Source organism: Flavobacterium aquaticum (assembly GCF_003259835.1).
GTDB lineage: Bacteria > Bacteroidota > Bacteroidia > Flavobacteriales > Flavobacteriaceae > Flavobacterium > Flavobacterium aquaticum.
Window position 1 is genome coordinate 513477 of sequence record NZ_QLMI01000001.1, and the last position, 20489, is coordinate 533965.

21 protein-coding genes and 1 riboswitch are annotated in these 20489 nt (G+C 31.9%); of the genes, 6 read left to right on the forward strand and 15 right to left on the reverse strand.

Going from position 1 to position 20489, the window contains the following annotated elements; translation table 11 throughout:
- Window positions 1-4 precede the first annotated feature (4 nt).
- The 12 genes from B0I03_RS02625 to B0I03_RS02680 all read right to left on the reverse strand — a co-directional run bounded on the left by B0I03_RS02625 (window position 5) and on the right by B0I03_RS02680 (window position 12585).
- Window positions 5-1120, reverse strand: coding sequence for an efflux RND transporter periplasmic adaptor subunit (locus B0I03_RS02625; RefSeq protein WP_111565905.1), 1116 nt, complete (start codon window positions 1118-1120; stop codon window positions 5-7).
- Window positions 1120-5463 (reverse strand): CusA/CzcA family heavy metal efflux RND transporter, encoded by a 4344-nt coding sequence (locus B0I03_RS02630; RefSeq protein WP_111565906.1) that lies wholly within the window; start codon window positions 5461-5463, stop codon window positions 1120-1122. Before B0I03_RS02630 ends, B0I03_RS02625 begins: the two co-directional genes overlap by 1 nt.
- An 89-nt stretch (window positions 5464-5552) precedes the next feature.
- The gene (locus tag B0I03_RS02635) at window positions 5553-5930 is read right to left on the reverse strand and encodes a hypothetical protein (RefSeq protein ID WP_146603245.1); all 378 of its coding nucleotides are present in this window, start codon (window positions 5928-5930) and stop codon (window positions 5553-5555) included.
- A gap of 67 nt (window positions 5931-5997) precedes the next feature.
- On the reverse strand, window positions 5998-7383 hold the full coding sequence (locus tag B0I03_RS02640) for a sensor histidine kinase (RefSeq protein ID WP_111565908.1): 1386 nt from the start codon (window positions 7381-7383) through the stop codon (window positions 5998-6000).
- A gap of 3 nt (window positions 7384-7386) precedes the next feature.
- On the reverse strand, window positions 7387-8271 hold the full coding sequence (locus B0I03_RS02645; protein WP_111565909.1) for a cation diffusion facilitator family transporter: 885 nt from the start codon (window positions 8269-8271) through the stop codon (window positions 7387-7389).
- 1 nt (window position 8272) lies between these two features.
- The gene (locus B0I03_RS02650) at window positions 8273-8938 is read right to left on the reverse strand and encodes a response regulator transcription factor (protein ID WP_111565910.1); all 666 of its coding nucleotides are present in this window, start codon (window positions 8936-8938) and stop codon (window positions 8273-8275) included.
- 11 nt (window positions 8939-8949) lie between these two features.
- Complete coding sequence (locus B0I03_RS02655; RefSeq protein WP_111565911.1) at window positions 8950-10272, reverse strand: DUF3570 domain-containing protein; 1323 nt, start codon at window positions 10270-10272, stop codon at window positions 8950-8952.
- Window positions 10273-10290: 18 nt separating this feature from the next.
- The gene (locus B0I03_RS02660) at window positions 10291-10500 is read right to left on the reverse strand and encodes a DUF4266 domain-containing protein (RefSeq protein WP_111565912.1); all 210 of its coding nucleotides are present in this window, start codon (window positions 10498-10500) and stop codon (window positions 10291-10293) included.
- Window positions 10501-11478 carry an FAD:protein FMN transferase gene (locus B0I03_RS02665; protein ID WP_111565913.1) on the reverse strand — a complete coding sequence of 326 codons (978 nt, stop codon included), beginning with the start codon at window positions 11476-11478 and terminating at the stop codon, window positions 10501-10503. It lies immediately after the preceding gene.
- Window positions 11475-11912 (reverse strand): thioredoxin family protein, encoded by a 438-nt coding sequence (locus B0I03_RS02670; protein ID WP_111565914.1) that lies wholly within the window; start codon window positions 11910-11912, stop codon window positions 11475-11477. The genes B0I03_RS02665 and B0I03_RS02670 overlap by 4 nt, the downstream gene beginning before the upstream one ends.
- 80 nt (window positions 11913-11992) lie before the next feature.
- Window positions 11993-12343 carry a DUF1801 domain-containing protein gene (locus tag B0I03_RS02675; protein ID WP_111565915.1) on the reverse strand — a complete coding sequence of 117 codons (351 nt, stop codon included), beginning with the start codon at window positions 12341-12343 and terminating at the stop codon, window positions 11993-11995.
- A 2-nt stretch (window positions 12344-12345) separates the two neighbouring features.
- Complete coding sequence (locus B0I03_RS02680; protein WP_111565916.1) at window positions 12346-12585, reverse strand: hypothetical protein; 240 nt, start codon at window positions 12583-12585, stop codon at window positions 12346-12348.
- An 84-nt stretch (window positions 12586-12669) separates the two neighbouring features.
- Here B0I03_RS02680 and B0I03_RS02685 point away from each other — a divergent pair, with 84 nt between their 5' ends.
- Genes B0I03_RS02685 through creD form a run of 6 tightly spaced genes read left to right on the forward strand, consistent with a single transcriptional unit; the run spans window position 12670 to window position 15880 of the window.
- Window positions 12670-13293, forward strand: a complete 624-nt coding sequence (locus B0I03_RS02685) for a hypothetical protein (RefSeq protein WP_111565917.1) — start codon at window positions 12670-12672, stop codon at window positions 13291-13293.
- Window positions 13294-13334: 41 nt separating this feature from the next.
- Entirely contained in the window at window positions 13335-13631 is a 297-nt protein-coding gene (locus B0I03_RS02690; protein ID WP_026726800.1) for a winged helix-turn-helix domain-containing protein, read from the forward strand.
- A 54-nt stretch (window positions 13632-13685) separates the two neighbouring features.
- Window positions 13686-14141: a hypothetical protein gene (locus B0I03_RS02695; RefSeq protein ID WP_111565918.1), complete on the forward strand. Its 456-nt coding sequence runs from the start codon at window positions 13686-13688 to the stop codon at window positions 14139-14141.
- Between the two features lies 1 nt (window position 14142).
- The gene (locus B0I03_RS13290; protein WP_262510481.1) at window positions 14143-14268 is read left to right on the forward strand and encodes a hypothetical protein; all 126 of its coding nucleotides are present in this window, start codon (window positions 14143-14145) and stop codon (window positions 14266-14268) included.
- A gap of 2 nt (window positions 14269-14270) precedes the next feature.
- The gene (locus B0I03_RS13160; RefSeq protein ID WP_181452325.1) at window positions 14271-14549 is read left to right on the forward strand and encodes a hypothetical protein; all 279 of its coding nucleotides are present in this window, start codon (window positions 14271-14273) and stop codon (window positions 14547-14549) included.
- A 35-nt stretch (window positions 14550-14584) separates the two neighbouring features.
- Window positions 14585-15880, forward strand: coding sequence for a cell envelope integrity protein CreD (gene creD, locus B0I03_RS02705; protein ID WP_111565920.1), 1296 nt, complete (start codon window positions 14585-14587; stop codon window positions 15878-15880).
- A gap of 51 nt (window positions 15881-15931) precedes the next feature.
- Here creD and B0I03_RS02710 read toward each other — a convergent pair whose 3' ends face one another.
- The 3 genes from B0I03_RS02710 to B0I03_RS02725 form a co-directional block, all read right to left on the reverse strand.
- Window positions 15932-17242, reverse strand: a complete 1311-nt coding sequence (locus tag B0I03_RS02710) for a Na+/H+ antiporter NhaC family protein (RefSeq protein WP_111565921.1) — start codon at window positions 17240-17242, stop codon at window positions 15932-15934.
- Window positions 17243-17299: 57 nt separating this feature from the next.
- Window positions 17300-17395, reverse strand: a riboswitch (SAM-I-IV-variant riboswitch).
- A gap of 80 nt (window positions 17396-17475) precedes the next feature.
- A complete protein-coding gene (locus tag B0I03_RS02720) occupies window positions 17476-19131 on the reverse strand; it encodes an MFS transporter (protein WP_111565923.1) in 1656 nt (551 codons plus the stop codon).
- Window positions 19132-19209: 78 nt separating this feature from the next.
- Window positions 19210-20433 carry an NAD(P)-dependent oxidoreductase gene (locus B0I03_RS02725; protein WP_111565924.1) on the reverse strand — a complete coding sequence of 408 codons (1224 nt, stop codon included), beginning with the start codon at window positions 20431-20433 and terminating at the stop codon, window positions 19210-19212.
- Between the last annotated feature and the right edge of the window lie 56 nt (window positions 20434-20489).

The following is a 20489-nucleotide window of genomic DNA, read 5'->3' on the forward strand; positions in this document are numbered from 1 at the left end:
ATTTTTAATTCGTTAATTCAAATACTCCTTTTACTAAGATTTTTGATTCTTGATGTATATTTTCGTCTGAAATTATTTCAGTATAATGTTCTGAAACTTCTCCAATTTGTACCAACGTTTTCTTGAAACTGTAGTTATTGTTTGCTTCTTTCACTAGCAAAAGTATAAAATTCTTGTCACCACTTTTAACTACAGCATCGTTTGGAACACTTAACCCTTTTTTTGTTGCTGTGATAATTTTAGCTTCCGTAAACATTCCTGATAACAATTTTTCTTTTAATTCGGGCTGTAACAAGCCAAAGACAGAAATGCTTCTATCCTTGTTTTCAATAGACTTTCCAACGGTTTTAACTTTTGAAGTATAAACTTCTTTTGAAGCTTGAGGAATGGTAAATTCGATATTCTGTCCTTCTTTAATTTTTAAAATATCACTTTCAAAAACGTTTAAACTCAATAATAAATGTTGGGTATCCACTACTTCCATAATCACATCTGAAGGCGACATAAACATGCCTACATTGGCATTCATCACCGTAATATCTCCAGAAATTGGTGCTGTTAAGGTAATTACCGAAGTAAATTTACCTCTTTCAACATTTGAAGGATTGATATTTAACAACAATAATTTCTCACGTAAACCTTGATACATTCCTTTAGCTTGGCGGTAATCACTTTCTGCTTTGAGATAGTTTTTTTGAGAAGTGATTTTTTCATTAAATAAGGTTTTCTGACGCTCAAATTCCGATTTTAAGTAATTGATTTGTTCAGCAACTTCCACGTAATCTTTTTGAATGTCTAAATATTCTGTGTTTTCAAGTGTTACCAAAACTTGTCCTCTGGAAACTTTATCACCCACTAAAAACTGAGAAGATTTTACATAACCACCAATAAAAGGTGTGATTTTAGCGCGATATTGAGGTGGAACATCAATTTTTCCAGATGCGGAGACTGTAACATTGAATTCCTTTTCAACCAAAGTGGCAACTTCCATTTTAGAGGATTGAAATTGTTCTTTAGTAACTGTTATCAATCCATTACTTGGTGTTTCAACTTCAGTTTTTTCTTCTTTACAAGAAATGAATAATCCGATTAGTGCTATTAAAATGCTATTCTTTATCATTAGTTCTCGATGTTTAGGTAATATAAATCTAAAATAGTGGTGTTGTATTGCATTACGGCATCCAAGTAATCTACTTGAATAGTTGTGGCGTTTTCTAAACTTAAAATGTATTGAAAAAAGTCGATTTCACCATGTTTGTAACTGCTGTCGGCTACTTTTATGATTTCTTCGGATACTTTTTTCCCATACTCATTGTAGTAAGTTATGGCTTGTTGTTGTTGTTTTACTTCTTGTTGTTTTTGTTTGATGTAAGAATCTATTTTAGTTTCTTCTTGTTTCTTTTGAGATTCCCAAGCTTGGGTTTCTAATTTAGCAACTTTTGATTTTGCAATATTTCCGTTGAATAAAATTGGTACCGATAATCCTACTTGAAAACCATATAAAGATTGAGATAAACCCGAGTTTCTTCCTTGAAAATATTCCAAATTAAAATCGGGTAACCAATTCTGTTTTTGCAAACTTTCATTTGATTTATAAATTTTTGTAAATGATTCTAAATGTGAAATATACAAATCTTTACTTGAATTCAAAGTTACAGTTGAAATAGGCTCTGAAATTGTATTTGAAATTACTATTTTTTCATCACTTTGCACCAAGGATTGCAATAGTTCTAACTGTGCTTTTTTCTCTTTTTCAAGTTGTGATAACTTGGTTTTGATTTGACGAAATTTTGCTTCAGCTGTAATTTTTTCTAAATAATTGGTTTCGCCTAATTCAAATCTTCTGTTGCTTGCTTTTGAAAAATTTTGGTACAAACTATCTAAGTAACGATATAATTTTTCTTGATGTTGAACATTTACAATTTGATAATAAACTTGCGAAATTTGTAATTTCAGTTGGTTTTGCTGAATTTCAAATCCGGTTTTTTCTTTTTCATATTCTGCAGTATATAATTTCTTTTTAGCACCATAAACCGTTGGAAAAGAAAAGGATTGTTGCGCTCCAAAAACTTTTAAAGGTTGGTTATTTAAAGCTAAATTATTTTGATCGTAGCTGTAATATACATTCGTTTTTTCGAAATCATATGCCAATTTTGTTGCTTGTTTTGCTTTTTCTATCTTCAATTGACTGGCTTTAATTCCAGCATTGTTTGAAATAGCTTTCTGAATCAAACTATCTAATTCGGAATTATTTTGCTGTGAAAAACCAATAAAAGGCAATAACAATAGGAAAATCATCAAAAAGTCTGATTCTTTTACTTTTTTAAATTTAGGATGTTTGAATTCTTTTTCGTCTAAAATTTTAAATAAAATAGGTAAAACTATCATAGTTAAAAGAGTTGCGGTAAACAATCCTCCTATAACAACTGTTGCTAATGGTCGTTGCACCTCTGCTCCTGCTGATGACGAAATTGCCATTGGTAAAAATCCAAGTGCGGCTGCTGAAGCTGTTAATAAAACAGGACGTAATCTATCGGTTGTTCCTTTTAAAATGAGTTCATTCATATTGGTCATGCCTTGATGTTTTAATTCCTTGAAATGTTCGATTAACACAATTCCGTTTAATACGGCAATTCCGAAAAGTGCAATAAAACCAACACCTGCCGAAATACTAAAAGGTAAATCGCGTATCCATAAGAATAAAATTCCACCAACTGCAGATAATGGAATGGCTGAATATACCATTAAAGCTTCTTTCACCGAACCAAAAGCGAAATGTAACAATACAAAGATTAAGAATAATGCAATTGGAACGGCTATCATTAAACGCGCTTTGGCACTTTGAAGGTTTTCAAATTGTCCTCCATAGGCTACTCTATAACCATCTGGTAAATCAATTTTGGTTTCAATTATTTGCTTCACATCATCAACAACACTTTGTAAATCGCGGTTACGAACGTTGATTCCCACTACAATTCTACGATTGGTATTATCTCTTGAAATTTTAGCTGGACCTTCGGTATATTCAATTTTTGCTAATTCTCGCAATGGAATTTGTTCGCCGTTTGGAGTGGTAACATAAAGATTTTGTAAGTCTTCCAAGTTTTTACGATTGCTTTCATCTAAACGAACTACCAAATCAAATCGTTTTTCCCCTTCAAATACATTTCCGGCTGTTTTTCCTGCAAAACCTAGAGCAATCATATCATTCAAATCGGCAATATTTAAACCGAATTGAGCGATTTTACTTCTATCGTATTGCACAAACATTTGAGGTAAACCTTCTGTTTTTTCAATGATAATATCCGAAGCACCTTCCACATTTTTAATGGCTTTTTCAATTTCGTGTGCTTTTTTGGCTAAAATATCCAAATCTTCTCCGAAAATTTTAATAGCCACGTCTGAACGAGAACCTGAGATTAATTCGTTAAAACGCATTTCGATAGGCTGTGTAAATTCTACTTCCATATTTGGAATTTGTTTTTCAATAGCCGCTTTAATTTTATCTGCTAATTCGTCTTTAGAATCTGCTGAAACCCATTCTGATTTTGGTTTTAGTTTTACAATCACATCACTTTCTTCCATACTCATAGGATCTGTCGGAACTTCCGCAGCACCAATTCTACTAACAACTTGAGAGACTTCTGGGAAATTTTTAAGAATTATAGCTTCAATTTTGGTTGTGGTTTCAATGGTTTTAGTTAATGAAGTTCCTGTTTTTAGAACGGGCTGAATTACAAAATCGCCTTCATCTAATGTTGGGATGAATTCGCCTCCCATAGTGCTAAATACACCGATTGCTAAAACTAATAATCCGACAGCTCCATAAATTACTTTTTTAGTGTTGTCTAAAGCCCAAGTAATAACTGGTAAATACCAAGAATTTAATTTATTAATCAAACGATTGGAAAACGAATTTGGATTTTCTTCTCTAGGTTTTAAAAACAAAGAAGCAACAACTGGAACATAGGTAAAACAGAATAACATCGCTCCAACTAAAGCAAAACTAAACGTCATTGCCATAGGTTTGAACATTTTACCTTCTACTCCAGAAAGTGACAAAATAGGAATGAAAACGATTAAGATAATCAACTGTCCGAAGATAGCCGAATTCATCATTTTTGAAGCACTTTTGTAAGTGATTTGATCAATTTCATTTTGACGTTCTTTTTTAGTTAATCCAACTAATTGATTTGATTTTGAAGCAATTTGAAAAGCTATAAATTCGACAATAATTACCGCACCATCAATGATAATTCCAAAGTCGATAGCACCTAAACTCATTAAGTTGGCATCGATTTTAAGAATATTCATGAATGAAATAGCAAACAACAAACATAGCGGAATTACAGAAGCTACAACCAATCCTGAACGCCAATTTCCTAACAATAGAACCACTACGAAAATAACAATCAAACAACCTAAAATTAAGTTTTCGGCTACTGTGAATGTCGTTTTGCCTACTAATTCACTTCGTTCTAAAAATCCGTTGATGTGAACTCCTTCTGGTAAGGTTTTCTCGATTTCTGATACTCGATGTTTTACGTCATCAATTACTTGTTTGGAATTGGCTCCTTTTAGCATCATTACTTGACCTAACACCTTCTCTCCTTCTCCATTTCCTGTGATAGCTCCAAAACGATTGGCGTGACCGAATTTTACTTGTGCAATATTCTTGACGTAAACCGGATTTCCGTTTACATTTTTAACGACAATATTTTCAATATCTTCTAGTTTCGTAACTCGACCTTCACCTCGAATAAAATAACTTTGATTCGTTTTCTCGATATACGAACCACCAGCAATGCTGTTGTTTTTTTCAATCGCTTCAAAAAGTTCGTTAACCGAAATATTCATCGCTTTCAAGCTCGAAGAATGAATGGCAATTTCGTATTGTTTTAAATAACCACCCCAAGTATTGATTTCTACAACTCCTTTTATTCCAGATAATTGACGTTTTACTACCCAATCTTGAATAGTTCTTAAATCAGTAATCGTGTAGCGGTCTTTGAATTCAGGTTTAACTTCTAAGGTATATTGATACACTTCTCCTAAACCTGTTGTTATAGGTCCCATTTCTGGAGTACCAAAACCTTGTGGGATTTTTTCTGAAGCCGTTTTGATTTTTTCTGCAATTAATTGTCTTGGTAAATAGGTTCCCATGTCTTCTTCAAAAACGATGGTTACAACTGATAAACCAAATTTTGAAATCGAACGAATCTCTTTTACACCAGGTAAATTCGCCATTTCTAATTCTACAGGATACGTGATATATTGTTCGATATCTTGTGTAGAAAGATTTCGAGAAGTAGTGATAACTTGTACTTGATTGTTTGTAATATCAGGAACAGCACCAATAGATATTTGGAATACCGAAAATATTCCGTAACCAAAGACTCCTAAGGTAAAAAGGAGAACAATTAGTTTGTTTCGTAAACTAAAAGCAATTATTTTTTCTAACATTTTATTAAAAGTTATAATAAACAAATAGCATTTATCAGACAAACCGATAAACACATTAACATCATTAAAAATGATTATTTACAAAAATGTTAGGCTATTTTAGGTGGCAACCAAATAGTGGTTATCAAATGTGATTTGAAAGACTGGTGGTAAAAAAACTTCTGTTTGCTGGGAATTACAGCTTTTACAGGCTGAATTTGAAAATTAGTATGGTTTACCAATACGAAAACCGTTGATGTAATTTCAAAAGTTTTAAAAGGCAAATCTTGATGCTCTTCTGGGTTGTTTTCTGCATTTTTTGAATAATGCGATTCCAAAAAATCAATAAAAGAAATGGAAGCTGTGGTTAATTCGTTTTTGTGTTCGATATAATGTTCTATTAAATTCGGAATTTTCAATAACTGCCCTATCGATGTGTTAGCACACATAAATACTGAAATTAGAAAAAAGGCAATTAACTTGTTCATTTTAATCGAATTATCAAAACACATTACAAAGGTATAGAATAATATTAAGATATTTCTTAAGAACTACTTAAGTTACAAAATTGGAAAAAAATAAGCGAAATTGCGTTCTTTGATTTTGTTTGCTTTCGACTTCAATCTTGAAATTCAACAAATCACAAAGTCTTTTTACAATGGACAATCCTAAACCAGTTCCCTTGATTTCTGGATGATTAGAAACATCGGAACGATAAAAAGAATTGAAAATTTTATTCAAATCTTGTTCTGAAATTCCAATTCCATTATCGGAAACTGTAAAGATGATTTCCGTTGAAGTTTTCTCTAATTGCAAAACTATTTCTCCATTATCATGAGAATATTTAATTGCATTCGAAATCAAATTACTAAAAATTATAGAAACCAAATAATTATCGGATTGAATGTAATAATCGTCTGTAAAATCAGCTATTATTTTAATTTTTTTACTTTCTGTTTTGTCTGAAAAACGAGTTAAATTGTCTAAAATTAAAGCATTCAAGTAAATCGATTCTTGCTTTACGTTTTGCTTTTGATTTTCAAATCGAGCGAGTAATAACAGTTGATCTACCATATGATTTAAGCGATCGACTTCTGAAATACAGAATTGAATTTTCTCTTCATATTCCTGTTGGGTTCTTGGCTTTCGAATTAAAACTTCCATTGTGCCTTTCATTACCGCTAATGGCGTTCTTAATTCATGAGAAGCATCGGACGTAAATTGCTTTTCCCTATCAACAGCATTTTCAATTCGATCTAAAAGATTGTTTATGTTTTCTGACAAAACAAACAGTTCATCTTTATTTTGAGGTAACGGAATTCGCGTTTGTAAATTGTCTTTAGTAATTTGACTTGAAGTTTCTATAATAGTTCGAACAGGTTGTATGCTTCTACCAGCAAAAAAACGAGCTATTAAAAACAATAAAACTAAAATTAAAGGAAAAGTAATTAAAAGAATGTTTTTTAAAATCTGAACTATTTCAAAATCTTCTAAAGACATTGCAACTACTAAATAGCCAACTACTTGATTGTTATTTATAATTGTCGTTTGAATTTGTCTTACCGGAATATTATTTAATTTGGTATCGATGAATTCGTTATTACTATTTGGAAAAAGTTTTAGGTTTGAACTTTTTAGATTTGGAGATTTGTCAATTAGTTGTTTGTTATTATCGTAAAATTGAACAAAAACCGGATTCACACTAATGGAATTGTGTTCTCTAGCTCTCCATTGGTCAACCTGAATTAAATAAGTATCGTTTGAATCTGTAGAAACATCATCTAAATGCTTGTATAATTCCTCTTGAATTTCTTCATTAATATGCTTGTTTACACTGTATTTTACAATGTTATAAATGAATAGAAAAACAATAGCAATAAGAAAAGAACCACTTACAATGTAGTTAAAAGCAATTCTATTTTTAAAAGAAAAGGAAAACATAATTTAGCGTTCTATTGATTCAAAATTAGGTTCAATGTGGATTAAAACATGACCTAATTCTATTAGTTCTTTTCGTAAAGTATCTTTTAGTTTGTGCGCGATATCATGGCCTTCTTTAACCGATTTATTTCCGTCAACCATAACGTGTAAATCAACGTGATATTTCATTCCGGCCTTTCTAATAAAACATTTTTCAATACAAATTACACCTTCAACAGCATGAGAAATTTGCTTTATTTCAACTTCCAAATCCTGATACAAATGTTCGTCCATGATTTCACCTAAAGCAGGTCGAAAAATCTTATAGCAATTGTACAAAATAAACACAGAAGCCAATAAAGCTGCCCAATCATCTGCAGATTCATATCCTTTTCCGAAATACAAGGCAATAGAAATTCCTATGAAAGCCGCAACCGAAGTAATGGCATCGCTTCTATGGTGCCAAGCATCGGCTTTTAGTGAACTACTATTGGTTTCAATGCTTTTTTTCATGACAATTTGAAACGAAATTTCTTTCCAAAGAATGATGGCTCCTAAAACAAAAAGTGTAAAAGGTCTTGGTAATTCGTGCGGTGTTTGAATGTTTTGAATACTTTCGTAGGCAATAACTGTAGCCGAAGTAATTAAGAAACCTACCACCAAAAAAGTAACCAAAGGTTCGGCTCTTCCATGTCCGTAAGGATGGTTTTCATCAGCGGGTTTGTTCGAATATTTAATTCCGAAAAGCACTAAAAAAGAGGCAAACACATCTGCTGTAGATTCAATAGCATCAGCAATCATGGCGTACGAATTTCCAAAATATCCTGTAATACCTTTAATTAATGCTAATAAAGTATTTCCAATGATGCTAAAATAAGTCGCTTTGATGGCTTTTTCTGTGTTTGGCATGCTAAATTTCGTTTGCGATATACCCTACTCCTCTAATTGTTTTAATTAAATCTTGGTCTTTAGTTAAATTCAATTTCTTTCGGATGGAATTCATAAACACATCAATAACTCCTGTATCGTATTCAAAATGAATGTCCCAAACGTCTTCAATAATGTTCGTTCGGGTGCAAACTTGACCTTTGTTTTTAATTAGATATTCAAGTAATTCAAATTCTCGTTGTGTCAAAGATACTTCTTTATTGTCAATAAAAACCTGAAATTTTGACTTGTCAAGCGTAATATTTCCTAAAGTTAAAACTTTTATTTCATCTTTTGTTCTAAAATGAATTTTGATGCGTTCTAACAATTCATCAAACGAAAAAGGCTTTTTAATGTAATCATTCGCACCAGCTTTCAAACCTTCAATAGTTTCTTGAACGGTATCTTTTGCGGTTAAAAAAATGATAGGTAAATTATTTTTTTCTAAACGGATATTTTTACAAACGTCTATTCCTTGCATTTTGGGTAACATCCAATCCAATAAAACCAAATCTATTGGAAGTTCAAGTGCTTTTTTTAAACCCTCAGCACCATCATAAGAAGCAGAAACGGTATAATTTTCCTCTTCTAAACCTTGTTTTAGAAAATCTACAATTCCTTTTTCGTCTTCTACAATTAAAATATGCATGTTATTGAACTTTATTGAACAAATTTTACTCCGAAAGTGAAAATATTTGCTGATAATCCGTCATTTCTATCATAGTGATTGAATCTGAAATCGATATTTTTTAAGCCGAATTTCCAAATTTTCATATTGGTGAAAATATCGGTGTAATTAATTCCAAAACCATATTGATTGGCAGCAAAAGTCGATAAATCATAATCAGAAGTATAGAATTTATCTGTAGAAACATGTCCTTCGTATGGCGCAAAATATTTCGATTGCTGCTGCGTGTAATAACGGAACATTGGAATAACCGTAAACTTATCTGTTAATTTATACGGAATTTCAATATTGAAAGTGTGTGATGAAATATCCCAATCATCAAAATAATAACGATAATAAGTTCTCAGCGTGAATTTTTCATTCAAATAGAAATTCCATCGCGTACCAATTGGTAACTTAAATCGCGAATCAGGTAAACGCTCAATATCATCTGCTAATTGAAATTCGTTTATAAAGAAATCGCCTTTGTCAGCAAAATAAACACGTTGATAAGGGGTTGAAAGTAAGCCATTTTGATATAAAACATCCATAAAAATAGAACCTTGTACTTTTTTAGTTACCACTTGAGAAAATGCCAAACTTAAAGCAAATGAATTTCTATTTTTCTTATCATGTTCTTTAAAATTTACTGGATTGTATACTTCTGAAGAAATTTGTCCTGGTGTAATAACGAAATCGTCATAAATTCCACCATTCATTCCGCCATAATCTACAAAATCTTGTAATTCTTTTGGATAAATTGGTTTCCAAGTATCTAAATAAACATTAGCATTTACAGAAACTTCAGAGTTTTTTCCATTGAATAGTCTAGAAACACCTCCACCAAAACCAATAGACGAATAATCGTATTCCACAGAACCCGAAATATGCCCGTTCCAAATCGTATTTCTATCGTCTGAACTGTGACTGTAATTTAATACTAATGAAGTCAAAACATCTTGTGCAGAAGCTCCAGAACTCGCTTGCCACGGACTTGGAGTATTACTATCAAACGGATTGATATTTCCAGATGAAGCAGATGAATACGCAGAAATTCCGGCATCAACCGTTAATACATCATCATCGTTAAGGGGAATTGCAACCACAAATGTTGGTGTAATATTAGTTAATTCCTCCATACCATTTCCACCTGAAACCGCTGAGTGAATACCGTCTTGTTTGTAGTAGCTCATCAAGAAATCTACTTCAATAGTTTCCAAAACACGTTTTTTATAAACTACTTCCGTTGAATCTTTCTCTTGAGAAAAACCAAAAGTAATAGTAAGAAACAAAATTATTATACTTATTTTTTTCATAACCCAATTACCTTTTACCTAATTACATCCACAACCACCACCAGTTTTTCCACCATTAGCACCCGAAGCTGCTTCGCGATACACTTGAAACGTAGTTTCAAAACGCTCTGAACTTCTGGCTGAAAGTTTCATTTCGGGATCATTGATATATTGTTTGTCGTACTCTTTTACGGTGTTGCATGAGATTGCCGAAAAAACAACTATTACAACTAAAATTAACTTTTTCATTTATTGATATTTTTTAATGTCTATATTTTTTGATGTATGAATCACTCCTTTGTCATCTACTATAATGCAACCAATTCCTTTTAATTGATTTATTAAATCTAAACCTACATCAACTCCTAAAACGAATATTCCAGTAGCCAAAGCATCTGCGATTTCAGTTTGTTTTGCAAAAACAGAAACACTCACAATTCCTGAAGCCGGATAACCCGTTCTTGGATCGATAATGTGCGAATAACGTTTCCCATTGAAGGTAACATACTTTTCATAACTTCCTGAAGTTTCAACCGCAGAATCGTCTAAAGGAAAAGTTGCGAACACTTTATTTTTGTTCATAGGATTTACAATTCCAACGGTCCAACTCTTATTATCTGGTTGCTTTCCCCAAGTATTAATATCTCCTGAAACATTCACTAATGCAGATTTACATCCTTTTACTTGAAGTAATACTTTAATCTTATCAGCTATATAACCTTGACCAATTCCCCCAAGACCTAATTTCATTCCTTTATTTTTAAGGAAAATTGTGGTGTCTTTTGGATTTAGAATAATATTTTGATAGCCAACTTTTTCTACTGATTTTTTGATAGCTTCTTCTGATGGCATTTCTTTCATACTTCCATCGAATTTCCAAATCTTATCCATTGAAGCATAAGAAATATCAAAAGCTCCAGAAGTTAATTTCGAAATCTTAATGGCACGTTCAACTAAATCATAAACTTCTTGATCTACTTTTACAGGTTGAATTCCAGCATTCTGATTAACTTTAGAAATTTGAGTCGTAGGAATCCAATCTGAAATTAAGTTTTCAATTCGTTTAACTTCATCAATGGCTAAATTGGTAAAATAATTACCTTCCAGAGAATCTTTAGCTACCACGGTAATTTCAAATGGACTCCCTAACAAACTTTGCTTTTTCTTGAAAATTTGCTGTGCTAAGCCCAATTGGGTAACCAAAAGAAAAACTAATACTTTTTTCATTTTCTGTCGATTGCATGAATCATTTTGATATACTCTTCAGGAGAAACGTTTTTAAAGCCCATTTTTCCTAAAACTTTTCCGTTTTTATCCAAAATTACAACCAATGGAAAACTACCTTCAACATTGTATTTATCTGCTAATTTTCTGTTGTGTTCGGTTTGCTCTTTTGATAAAGTATTGGCTTTTTTTCTAGGAAAATCGGCACGAACTACAATCCATGATTTTTCAGCTTCATTTTTAAAAGCTTGTGAATGCCAAATGGTTTTATCTAACTTGATACATGGTGCACACCAATCAGAACCTGAAAAAACAATAATGATGTTCTTATCTTGCTCAGAGGCTTGTTTTTTGGCATCATCGAAATTATAATTCCAATTTTGAGAAACTGCAAAATGGGTAATTGAAAAGGCAATTAAAAAAAGTAACTTTCTCATTTCATTTAAATTTATATCAAATGTAACGAGAAAAAGTATTGGATTGTATTTTTTTGTACTGAAATTAAGCGAAAATTAAGTTAGCTATATAACAGTTTAGCTTCTGAAATAACGGCAATTAAAACCTCATTATCAATTTCTTCAAGTGAATAATAACGAAGAGATTTCACCGTATTTCTATTCTCGTCTACTAAAACTTCTTGGTTTCTTTTCAGTTCAAAACCTTTCGCAAAACCTACATCTAAAAAACCTTTTTTATGATTAGGAGCCAAATAACAAAAAGGCTTTTTCTTGAAATATACATACGGAATACCCCATTTAAAAAGCAGCTCACTATTACCTAACTCTTGTTCAACTACAAAAATGACATGAAGAATCATGGCTTGATATTTTTCAGGTTGACTAAGTATGTAAGCTTCTGTAGGTTTCATTTTTAATTTAAACTAGATTTTTTAGCTTCAACTAGTAAGCGATTGCTATATTTTAATAATTTGAATGCTATCCAACCAATTAAGGCAACTAAAATTATTATTCCAACAATATAACCAAATAAAAAAGGAAAACCTTCTTTTTGGTATTCACTTATTTGCGATAATGTATTGAATAATGACATTAACAAAAGTATAAAAATGAATATACTCACTCCTTTTAATAAATATCCTAAAATTTTCATCTGATTTTTTTTTCAAAAATAACCCAAAAAAAGTTTGGTCAGCAAATTATTTATTATTTACTTTGTATTTCAAAGTACTTTAAAATGGAAAACGAGAAATATCTAAATGACATTAGCGAAATTAAAAATTTGATGAACAAATCGTCACGTTTTATTTCCTTAAGTGGTTTGTCTGGAATATTAGCAGGCGTTTATGCTATAGTTGGTGCATGGTTAGCATACAAAACCATTTACTTTGACACTTCTACAATGGGTGCTTATCGCGATTTAATAATTTCTGAAGAAGCAGTTATTCGTTTGTTAGTAATTGCAGCTTCTGTTTTAATTTTATCTATTCTAACTGGAATTGCATTGAGCATTCGTAAAGCTAGAAAAAGTAACGAAAATGTTTGGAATGCAGCTTCTAGACGATTAGTTATCAATTTCATGATTCCGTTAGCAACAGGAGGTTTTTTCATAATCTTTTTAATAGAAAAAAATATGTTTGGACTAATCGCTCCCCTAACCTTAATATTTTACGGATTAGCTTGTGTAAATGCTAGTAAATATACGATTGGCGATGTGCGTTATTTAGGAATAACGATGATTGCTTTGGGATTATTATCAACTTGGTTCTTAGGTTATGGCTTATTATTCTGGGCATTGGGTTTTGGAGGTTGTCATATTTTATACGGAAGTTTAATGTATTTTAAATACGAGAGAAAGTAAGCAACTTTTAACCTTTAAACCCTAAACTTTTAAACAAACACATGCTCAACATCATCCAAAATATCAACAAAGCCTTTGATCACCGAATTCGTTTGGGGATTATGTCGATATTGATGGTCAATGAAAGTGCTGATTTTAATATGTTGAAAGAGTTATTAGGTGTAACCGATGGCAATTTAGCTTCGCATACTAAAGCTTTGGAAGCTGAAAATTACATTCAAATTGAAAAACAATTTATTGGTAAAAAACCAAATACAAAATACAGTGCTACCAAAGAAGGTCGTGATGCTTTCACGGCTCATATTGAAGCGCTTGAAAAATTAATCAAGAAAAGTTAACGCTATTTTTTTATCTATACACTTTGAAATTCAAAGTACTTTTAATAACTAATTATGAGAGATTTATTCATCGAAAAAATGTACGAAATCAGTAAGAAACCTTATCAGAAATTCTTTAAGAAAGGGAACGCTTGGGATATCAAAGTTAATCAGTTGATACAACTTCCTAGTAATAGCTTGGGGTTTCATTTGGGTTGCTTTTTACTAAAATACAATTTTGAAATCCAGCCTAAATTGGAAGACCACGATATTATTCATGTATTAACGAATACCGGAATTTCAGTTGTAGAAGAAATTGGGATGCAATATTATTTACTTGGAAACGGAAAACGAAGCTTGTATTTATGGATGGTAATTCTTTCAGGAACACTCTTCTATCCTACTCGATTTTCCTATTTCAAACAACAATATCAAAGAGGGAAACAAGCACATGAATTCTATGGACTGGATTTTTTGAATATGCTTTCGGTTCCTATAACAAACATTCAACAAACTTTTAATATCACATAACATGAACAAACTCATTAACATCAGTATGACCATCGGAATTTTATTCTTTATCGGAATGGAAATTATCAAAAACCAATCATCTGAAACAAAAACAAAACTCATAACCACATGGAAAAAGATTTTTTAAAATTGCCGCTTTCAACACAAATGGCGATAGCTTCATTTGTAATTGGTTCACTATTATTAGTACTTCATTTCGTATTTAAAGATTCAGATATGATAATACCCATTGGAATTTACTACGTTTTGATTGCATTTCTTGTAAATGGATTAATGCTTCTAAAACTTATAATTGATTGGATTATTGAACCTCTTAATAGATCTAAAATTGAACGACAAGCATTAATTCTATTTGCTAATGTTCCTATTTCATTCGTTTACTTTTTAATTGTAATCTATACATTATAAACACATTAACTTAATAAAACTATAAATTAAACATCATGGAAACACAAATGCAACAAGAACCAAAAGTACCGTTCTTTCAAACCACAACCGCTAAAATGATTATGGTTGGAATTCTAACTTTAGTATTAATCATTCCACTTGCTTTAGTACAAGAATTAATTGTAGAAAGAAGCCAACGTCAAAAAGAAGTCATTACCGAAACCACTGCTAAATGGGGAAATTCCGTTTACTTTTATGGTCCGATTTTAAAAGTGCCTTACAAAGATCCAATGTCGGGAGCCAACAATTACGCTTATTTCTTTCCAGAAACTTTGAATAACAAAACCGAAGTTACCATGGTGAAACCTTTAGAAAGAAGCATTTACAAATCGAATGTATTTACAACCAAAATGCAGTTTGATGGTAATTATACGAATCCGAATTTCGCTTCAAAAGGAATTCCTGCCGAAAACGTTTATTGGAATCGCGCTAAAATTTTGATTCGAACTACCAATTTGAAAAGTCTGAAAGACGAAGTAAAAATGAAAATTGAGAATCAGAACTTGGCTTTTGAATCAGTAGCAAGCAATTCAAACGACAGCATTGAAAGTCTGGAAACCAATTATTTTGATTACCAAAGTTTACAAAACGAAGCGAAATTCAACTTTACCATTTCGTTCAACGGAAGCAAACAAGTAAAAATGGTTCCGATTGGAAAAACTACGGATGCTAAAATAACTTCGAATTGGAATTCACCTAACTTTAATGGGAACTTCTCGCCTATTTCTAGAGAAATTACCGATAACGGCTTTGAAGCGAATTGGAAAATATTACATTTCAATCGTCCGTTTGCGCAAAGCTATTTCGAAGTTTTACCCGAATTAGGCAAATATGCTTTTGCGGTAGATTTCATTACGCCTGTGGATGAATACCAACAAAGTGAACGCGCTTCTAAATATGGGTTTTTGGTAATTGGATTAACTTTTTTAATCTTCTTTTTGATTCAATCGATAAGTAAAATTAATATTCATATTTTTCAATATTCGATGATTGGAATTGCGTTAATCATGTTTTACACTTTACTGATTTCGATTACGGAACATAGTTCGTTTTCATTTGCTTATTTAGTCGCTGGAGCTTCTGTAATTATAATGATTTCACTCTATTCGATTTCTATTTTAAAAGATAAAAAGTTTCCGATGTTTATTGGAACTTCGTTGAGTGTTTTATATACTTTTATTTATGTGATTATTCAATTGGAAGATTATGCGCTTTTAGTGGGAAGTATTGGATTATTCTTGATTTTAGCAGCCGTAATGTATTTCTCTAGAAAGATTGAGTGGAATAAATAAAAACAAAACCTCCGATTAAAGATTTTTAATCGGAGGTTTTGCATTACACTTTTATTTCGAGTATTTCATAATAATTCGATCCCAAAAATTACTATAAATAGCTAATAAGGTAACTAGGAATAAAAATAAATAATACCAAGCATTCAATAATAAGTCCGACCAAGCTAATAAGCCTTTAGAAAAACTAATAATAAGCAAAACTTGGGCACCATAAGGTAACAAACCTTGGAAAATACAAGAGAATATGTCTAAAATAGTAGCTGTTTTCTTTGGATTAAGTTTATAATCATCATTAATTTCTTTGGCAATACCTCCAGTAACTACAATAGAAACGGTATTATTCGCTATGGCAACATTAACTAATCCTACAAGCGCTCCAATTCCCATTTGTGCCGATTTCTTCGTTTTGATACGTTTCTTAATTTGATGCAACAAATAAGTAATTCCACCTGCTTTTTCAACCAAAGCTGCCAAACCTCCTGTTAACATGGATAATAAAAAAATATCCGTCATACTTGTAAAACCTTGATAAATGGTCTTTGAAAAAGTTAAAAGAGTAAAATCGTTCGAAATAAAACCAATAAGTCCGGCCGAAAGTATACCAATAAAAAGTGTATAAAAAACATTAATCCCAATTAAAGCCAAAACAATAACTAACACATACGGTACAATGGCAATTAATTCATATTCTTCTGCTGCTACTGTCAATTGACCTTCTCCATATCCCAAAAATAATAGTACAAAAATCGTAAACAGAGCTGCAGGAAGTGCAATAAATAGATTTACTTTAAACTTGTCTTTCATCTTACATTCTAAGGATTGTGTTGCTGCAATTGTCGTATCAGAAATCATGGAGAGATTGTCTCCAAACATAGCGCCACCTAATAAAGAACCTCCAATTAAAGGAAGGGATGCACCTGACTTATCAGCTAATGAAATAGCTATTGGACCTAAAGCCACTATTGACCCTACGGATGTTCCGGTGGCAGTAGATAAAAATGCTGCAATTAGAAAGATTCCCAAAGGAAAGTAGGAAGAATTGATGTTTTCTATTCCCAAATTAACTACTGCGTCAACTCCTCCCATGCTTGTGGAAACTGCTGCAAAAGCCCCTGCCAAGAGATAAATAAGACACATCGTAATAATCTTAGAATCACCACAACCTGCTATCAGACTAGAAACTTTTTCGTCTGAAGTACCTTGAAAAAGTATAAAAGCAGTAATAATTCCTAAAATAACAGCAATTGAGGAAGGTAGAGCGTAAAAATCATTTAGTAAAATTCCACTACCTAGAAATGTAAAAATAAAGACTGCTAAAGGCAGTAAAGCAAATAAATTGCCTTTGTTTTGTGTTTGTTTCATGCGTATTTTTTAAAATTACGTATCACGAAACCCAAAATAAAACTATGAAAAAAGAGAATAAACAACATTTTTTCCAAAAGTATTGGCTTATCGTTTTAGCACCTTGCTTGTTGTTGCAGGTTGCTATCTTTGAAAAGATTCGTGATAACGTTGGCAAAAATAAATTAAAAAAATGGTAAAAAAAAACTCCGTCAGAACATTACGTCATGACGGAGTTTTTTTATGATATATTTCTAATGACTTCCTTCTACTTCAATAGCATCTACATCAATGTTTTGTTTCTTTAATAAACCTTTTACTAATACAGCAAATAAAGTCAAATAAGCGAAACAAACAACCGCTACAATATACGATTGATGAATTCCAATAATATCTGATAATTTACCTTGTAATGGAGGAATAATTCCGCCTCCTAAAATCATCATTACTAAGAATGCCGAACCTTGAGAAGTATATTTTCCTAATCCAATAATGGACAAACTAAAAATAGAAGGCCACATAATACTACAAGCCAATCCACCTGATAAAAAGGCGTAAATAGCAACTGTTCCAGTACTAAATAATCCAATTAACATAGCAATTACACCAAAAGTTCCAAAAATCATTAAAGTTCTCGCTGGTTTATCTTTACTTAAAAAGAAAGCTATAATTTGAATAATTACACAAACGATATACCAATATAAGGGTTTCATATCTTTTCCAGAAATGATATTTACTCCTAAAATGATTCCGAATGCTATAATTGGAACAATAAGTAAAGCTAATGTTTTCTTCATTCCTTGCAAATTGAAAACACTGATAGCTCCTGCCCATCTTCCAATCATTAAACTTCCCCAATACATTGAAATATAAGGTGCAATTTCAGAAGATTGTAAACCTCCAAATTCGTCTAATTTTAATAATTCACCTAAATTACTTCCAACAGCAACTTCAACTCCAACATAGGTAAATATTGCCAACATCCCTAAAACCAATTGTGGATATTGCATTGCTCCCCAACCTTCCGATTTCTTTTTTGCAGATGTGTAAGAAAACATCAAACCTCCAACAACTACTAGTAAAGCTCCTGAAAGCCAAAGCATTCTGTATTGTTCTAAATCTGAAAAATCAGCTGGAGAATAATTTGTAGTGTCTAATTGATAGGTTTTAAAAATAGGTACAAAGCAAGCGGCTAATAAAACGGTCATAATAACCAACGTTCTTAATGCTTTATTGGCTTTTTCCATTGGTTCGTTTGCAATTCCACTCGGTACTTTTTTCGAAAACCAAAATAAAGCAGCAGCTGCTACAAATAACAACCCAACACCAACATATAACAATACTACTTTATTAAGCTCTAATGTTTTAATTTGTTCGTCAGAAACCGAAGCTGCTGTACCAAATAACGCTAATGCTACAATGATAGGTCCAATAGTAGTTCCAAAAGAATTGATTCCTCCGCCAAGATTTACTCTACTCGCTCCCGTCTTTGGATCACCCAATAAAATGGCAAATGGATTGGCTGCAGTTTGTTGTAATGAAAAACCTAATGCTACAATAAATAATCCAACTAACATTCCTGCGTAAACACTTGCTTCAACGGCAATAATCATAGCGCCTGCTCCAAGTGCTGAAAACAATAATCCGTAAACAATGCTTTTCTTATAACCCCATTTACCTACGATATCTTTTCCAGATAAATCCCCTAAAGCAAACAATAATAAGGCTCCAATGTAATAAGCCGTATAAAAAGCAAAATCGACCAACTGAGATTGAAATTGATCTAGTGAAAAATAACTTTTACAAAATGGAATAAAAATACTGTTTCCAGCTGCGATAAATCCCCAAAAGAAAAACACTGTAATTAGCGTATATAATGCAGGATAATTGGTCTTGTTTTGATTGTTCATTAGTTAGTGATTAGTTTTAACAAATATATACGTTTTATTATAAAAACAAAAAACCCGATGAAAACATCGGGCTTGTTATTATTTTGAAGCTACAGCTTCTTGTTTTTCATCTACATAATCTTGTAAATATTTGAAACGTTCTGTTAGTTGACCTTTTTCAGTAATCTTAGCTCTTTGCAAAATTCCGTCTTTATCTCCATTAAAGAAAGCTGGAATTACATGTTGCATAAACATTTCTCCAAAACCTTCACTAGCATCTTTAGGTAATTCACAAGGTAAATTATCAACCGACATGACCATAATTGAAGCTGGATGTGTAAAAGGGACTTCTTTGTGCTCGCTTGGTAAGTATCCAAAGAAAGGTTCTGCAATTGTTGATGCTTTGATGGTACAAGCTACTGGTCCATCAACATCACAAGAAATATCAGCCACTACTTGAATTTTATTATCCGCTGCACGAAGCATTTCACGAGTTAAAATATCTGGAGAACCATTTCCGTGAAAATGACCAGCAATATACATGTCGGCTACTTTCGTAAAACGCTCGAAATCTGACACATAATCTTGTGGGTTTTTATAGAAATCATTATTATCTAAAACCTGACCATCTTTACGTTTGTTGTAATCCAAGACGTCAATTTGGGTATAAACAGGCTCTGTATATTTTTTGTTTAAGAAATCTTCAACATTAACTTGCTTGATTTTAATCCCGTCTAAAATTTCTTTGGCTCCCATTCCCACTTTACCATGACCGGTAAGTACAATTTTTATATTTGGAAGTGTTTGACGCTTTAAACGTGCAATTAAATCTTCTTTTCCACTTAACGTTTCTGCTTTTGGCAAAGTAAACAAATCATATTTAATCCCAAATCCTCTAAAACCATTGTAAGCTCCTACCAATCCAGCATATCGACCAAATCCGATTAATCTATGATTATTAGCATCTACAATCGTTTCGTGATCATATAATTCGATATTTTTTTCTAAAATAGCTTGTAATAATTTACGATTGTAAGGCTGTTTTTTTATCGTATGCGAAAAGAAAAAGTATTTTTTGTTTGGAATTAGAGCATCTAATGGAACTTCTTTTACCCCAAAAAGCACATCACAATCTGACATGTCAGTAGTTACATTTAGTCCTAAATCGCGATATTGCTCATCTGAAAAAATTCTAATATCCGAACTTTCTACTTTTATTTCCGCTTCGGTATGTTCTGATTGTAAGCGTACTAACTCTTCTGGAGTAAATACTACTCTTCTATCTGGTGGATTTTTTCTTTCTTTTATAATTCCAAACTTCATAGCAAACAATATATTTAACTGAATATTGATTTAATGTTACAAATATAACTTTAAAG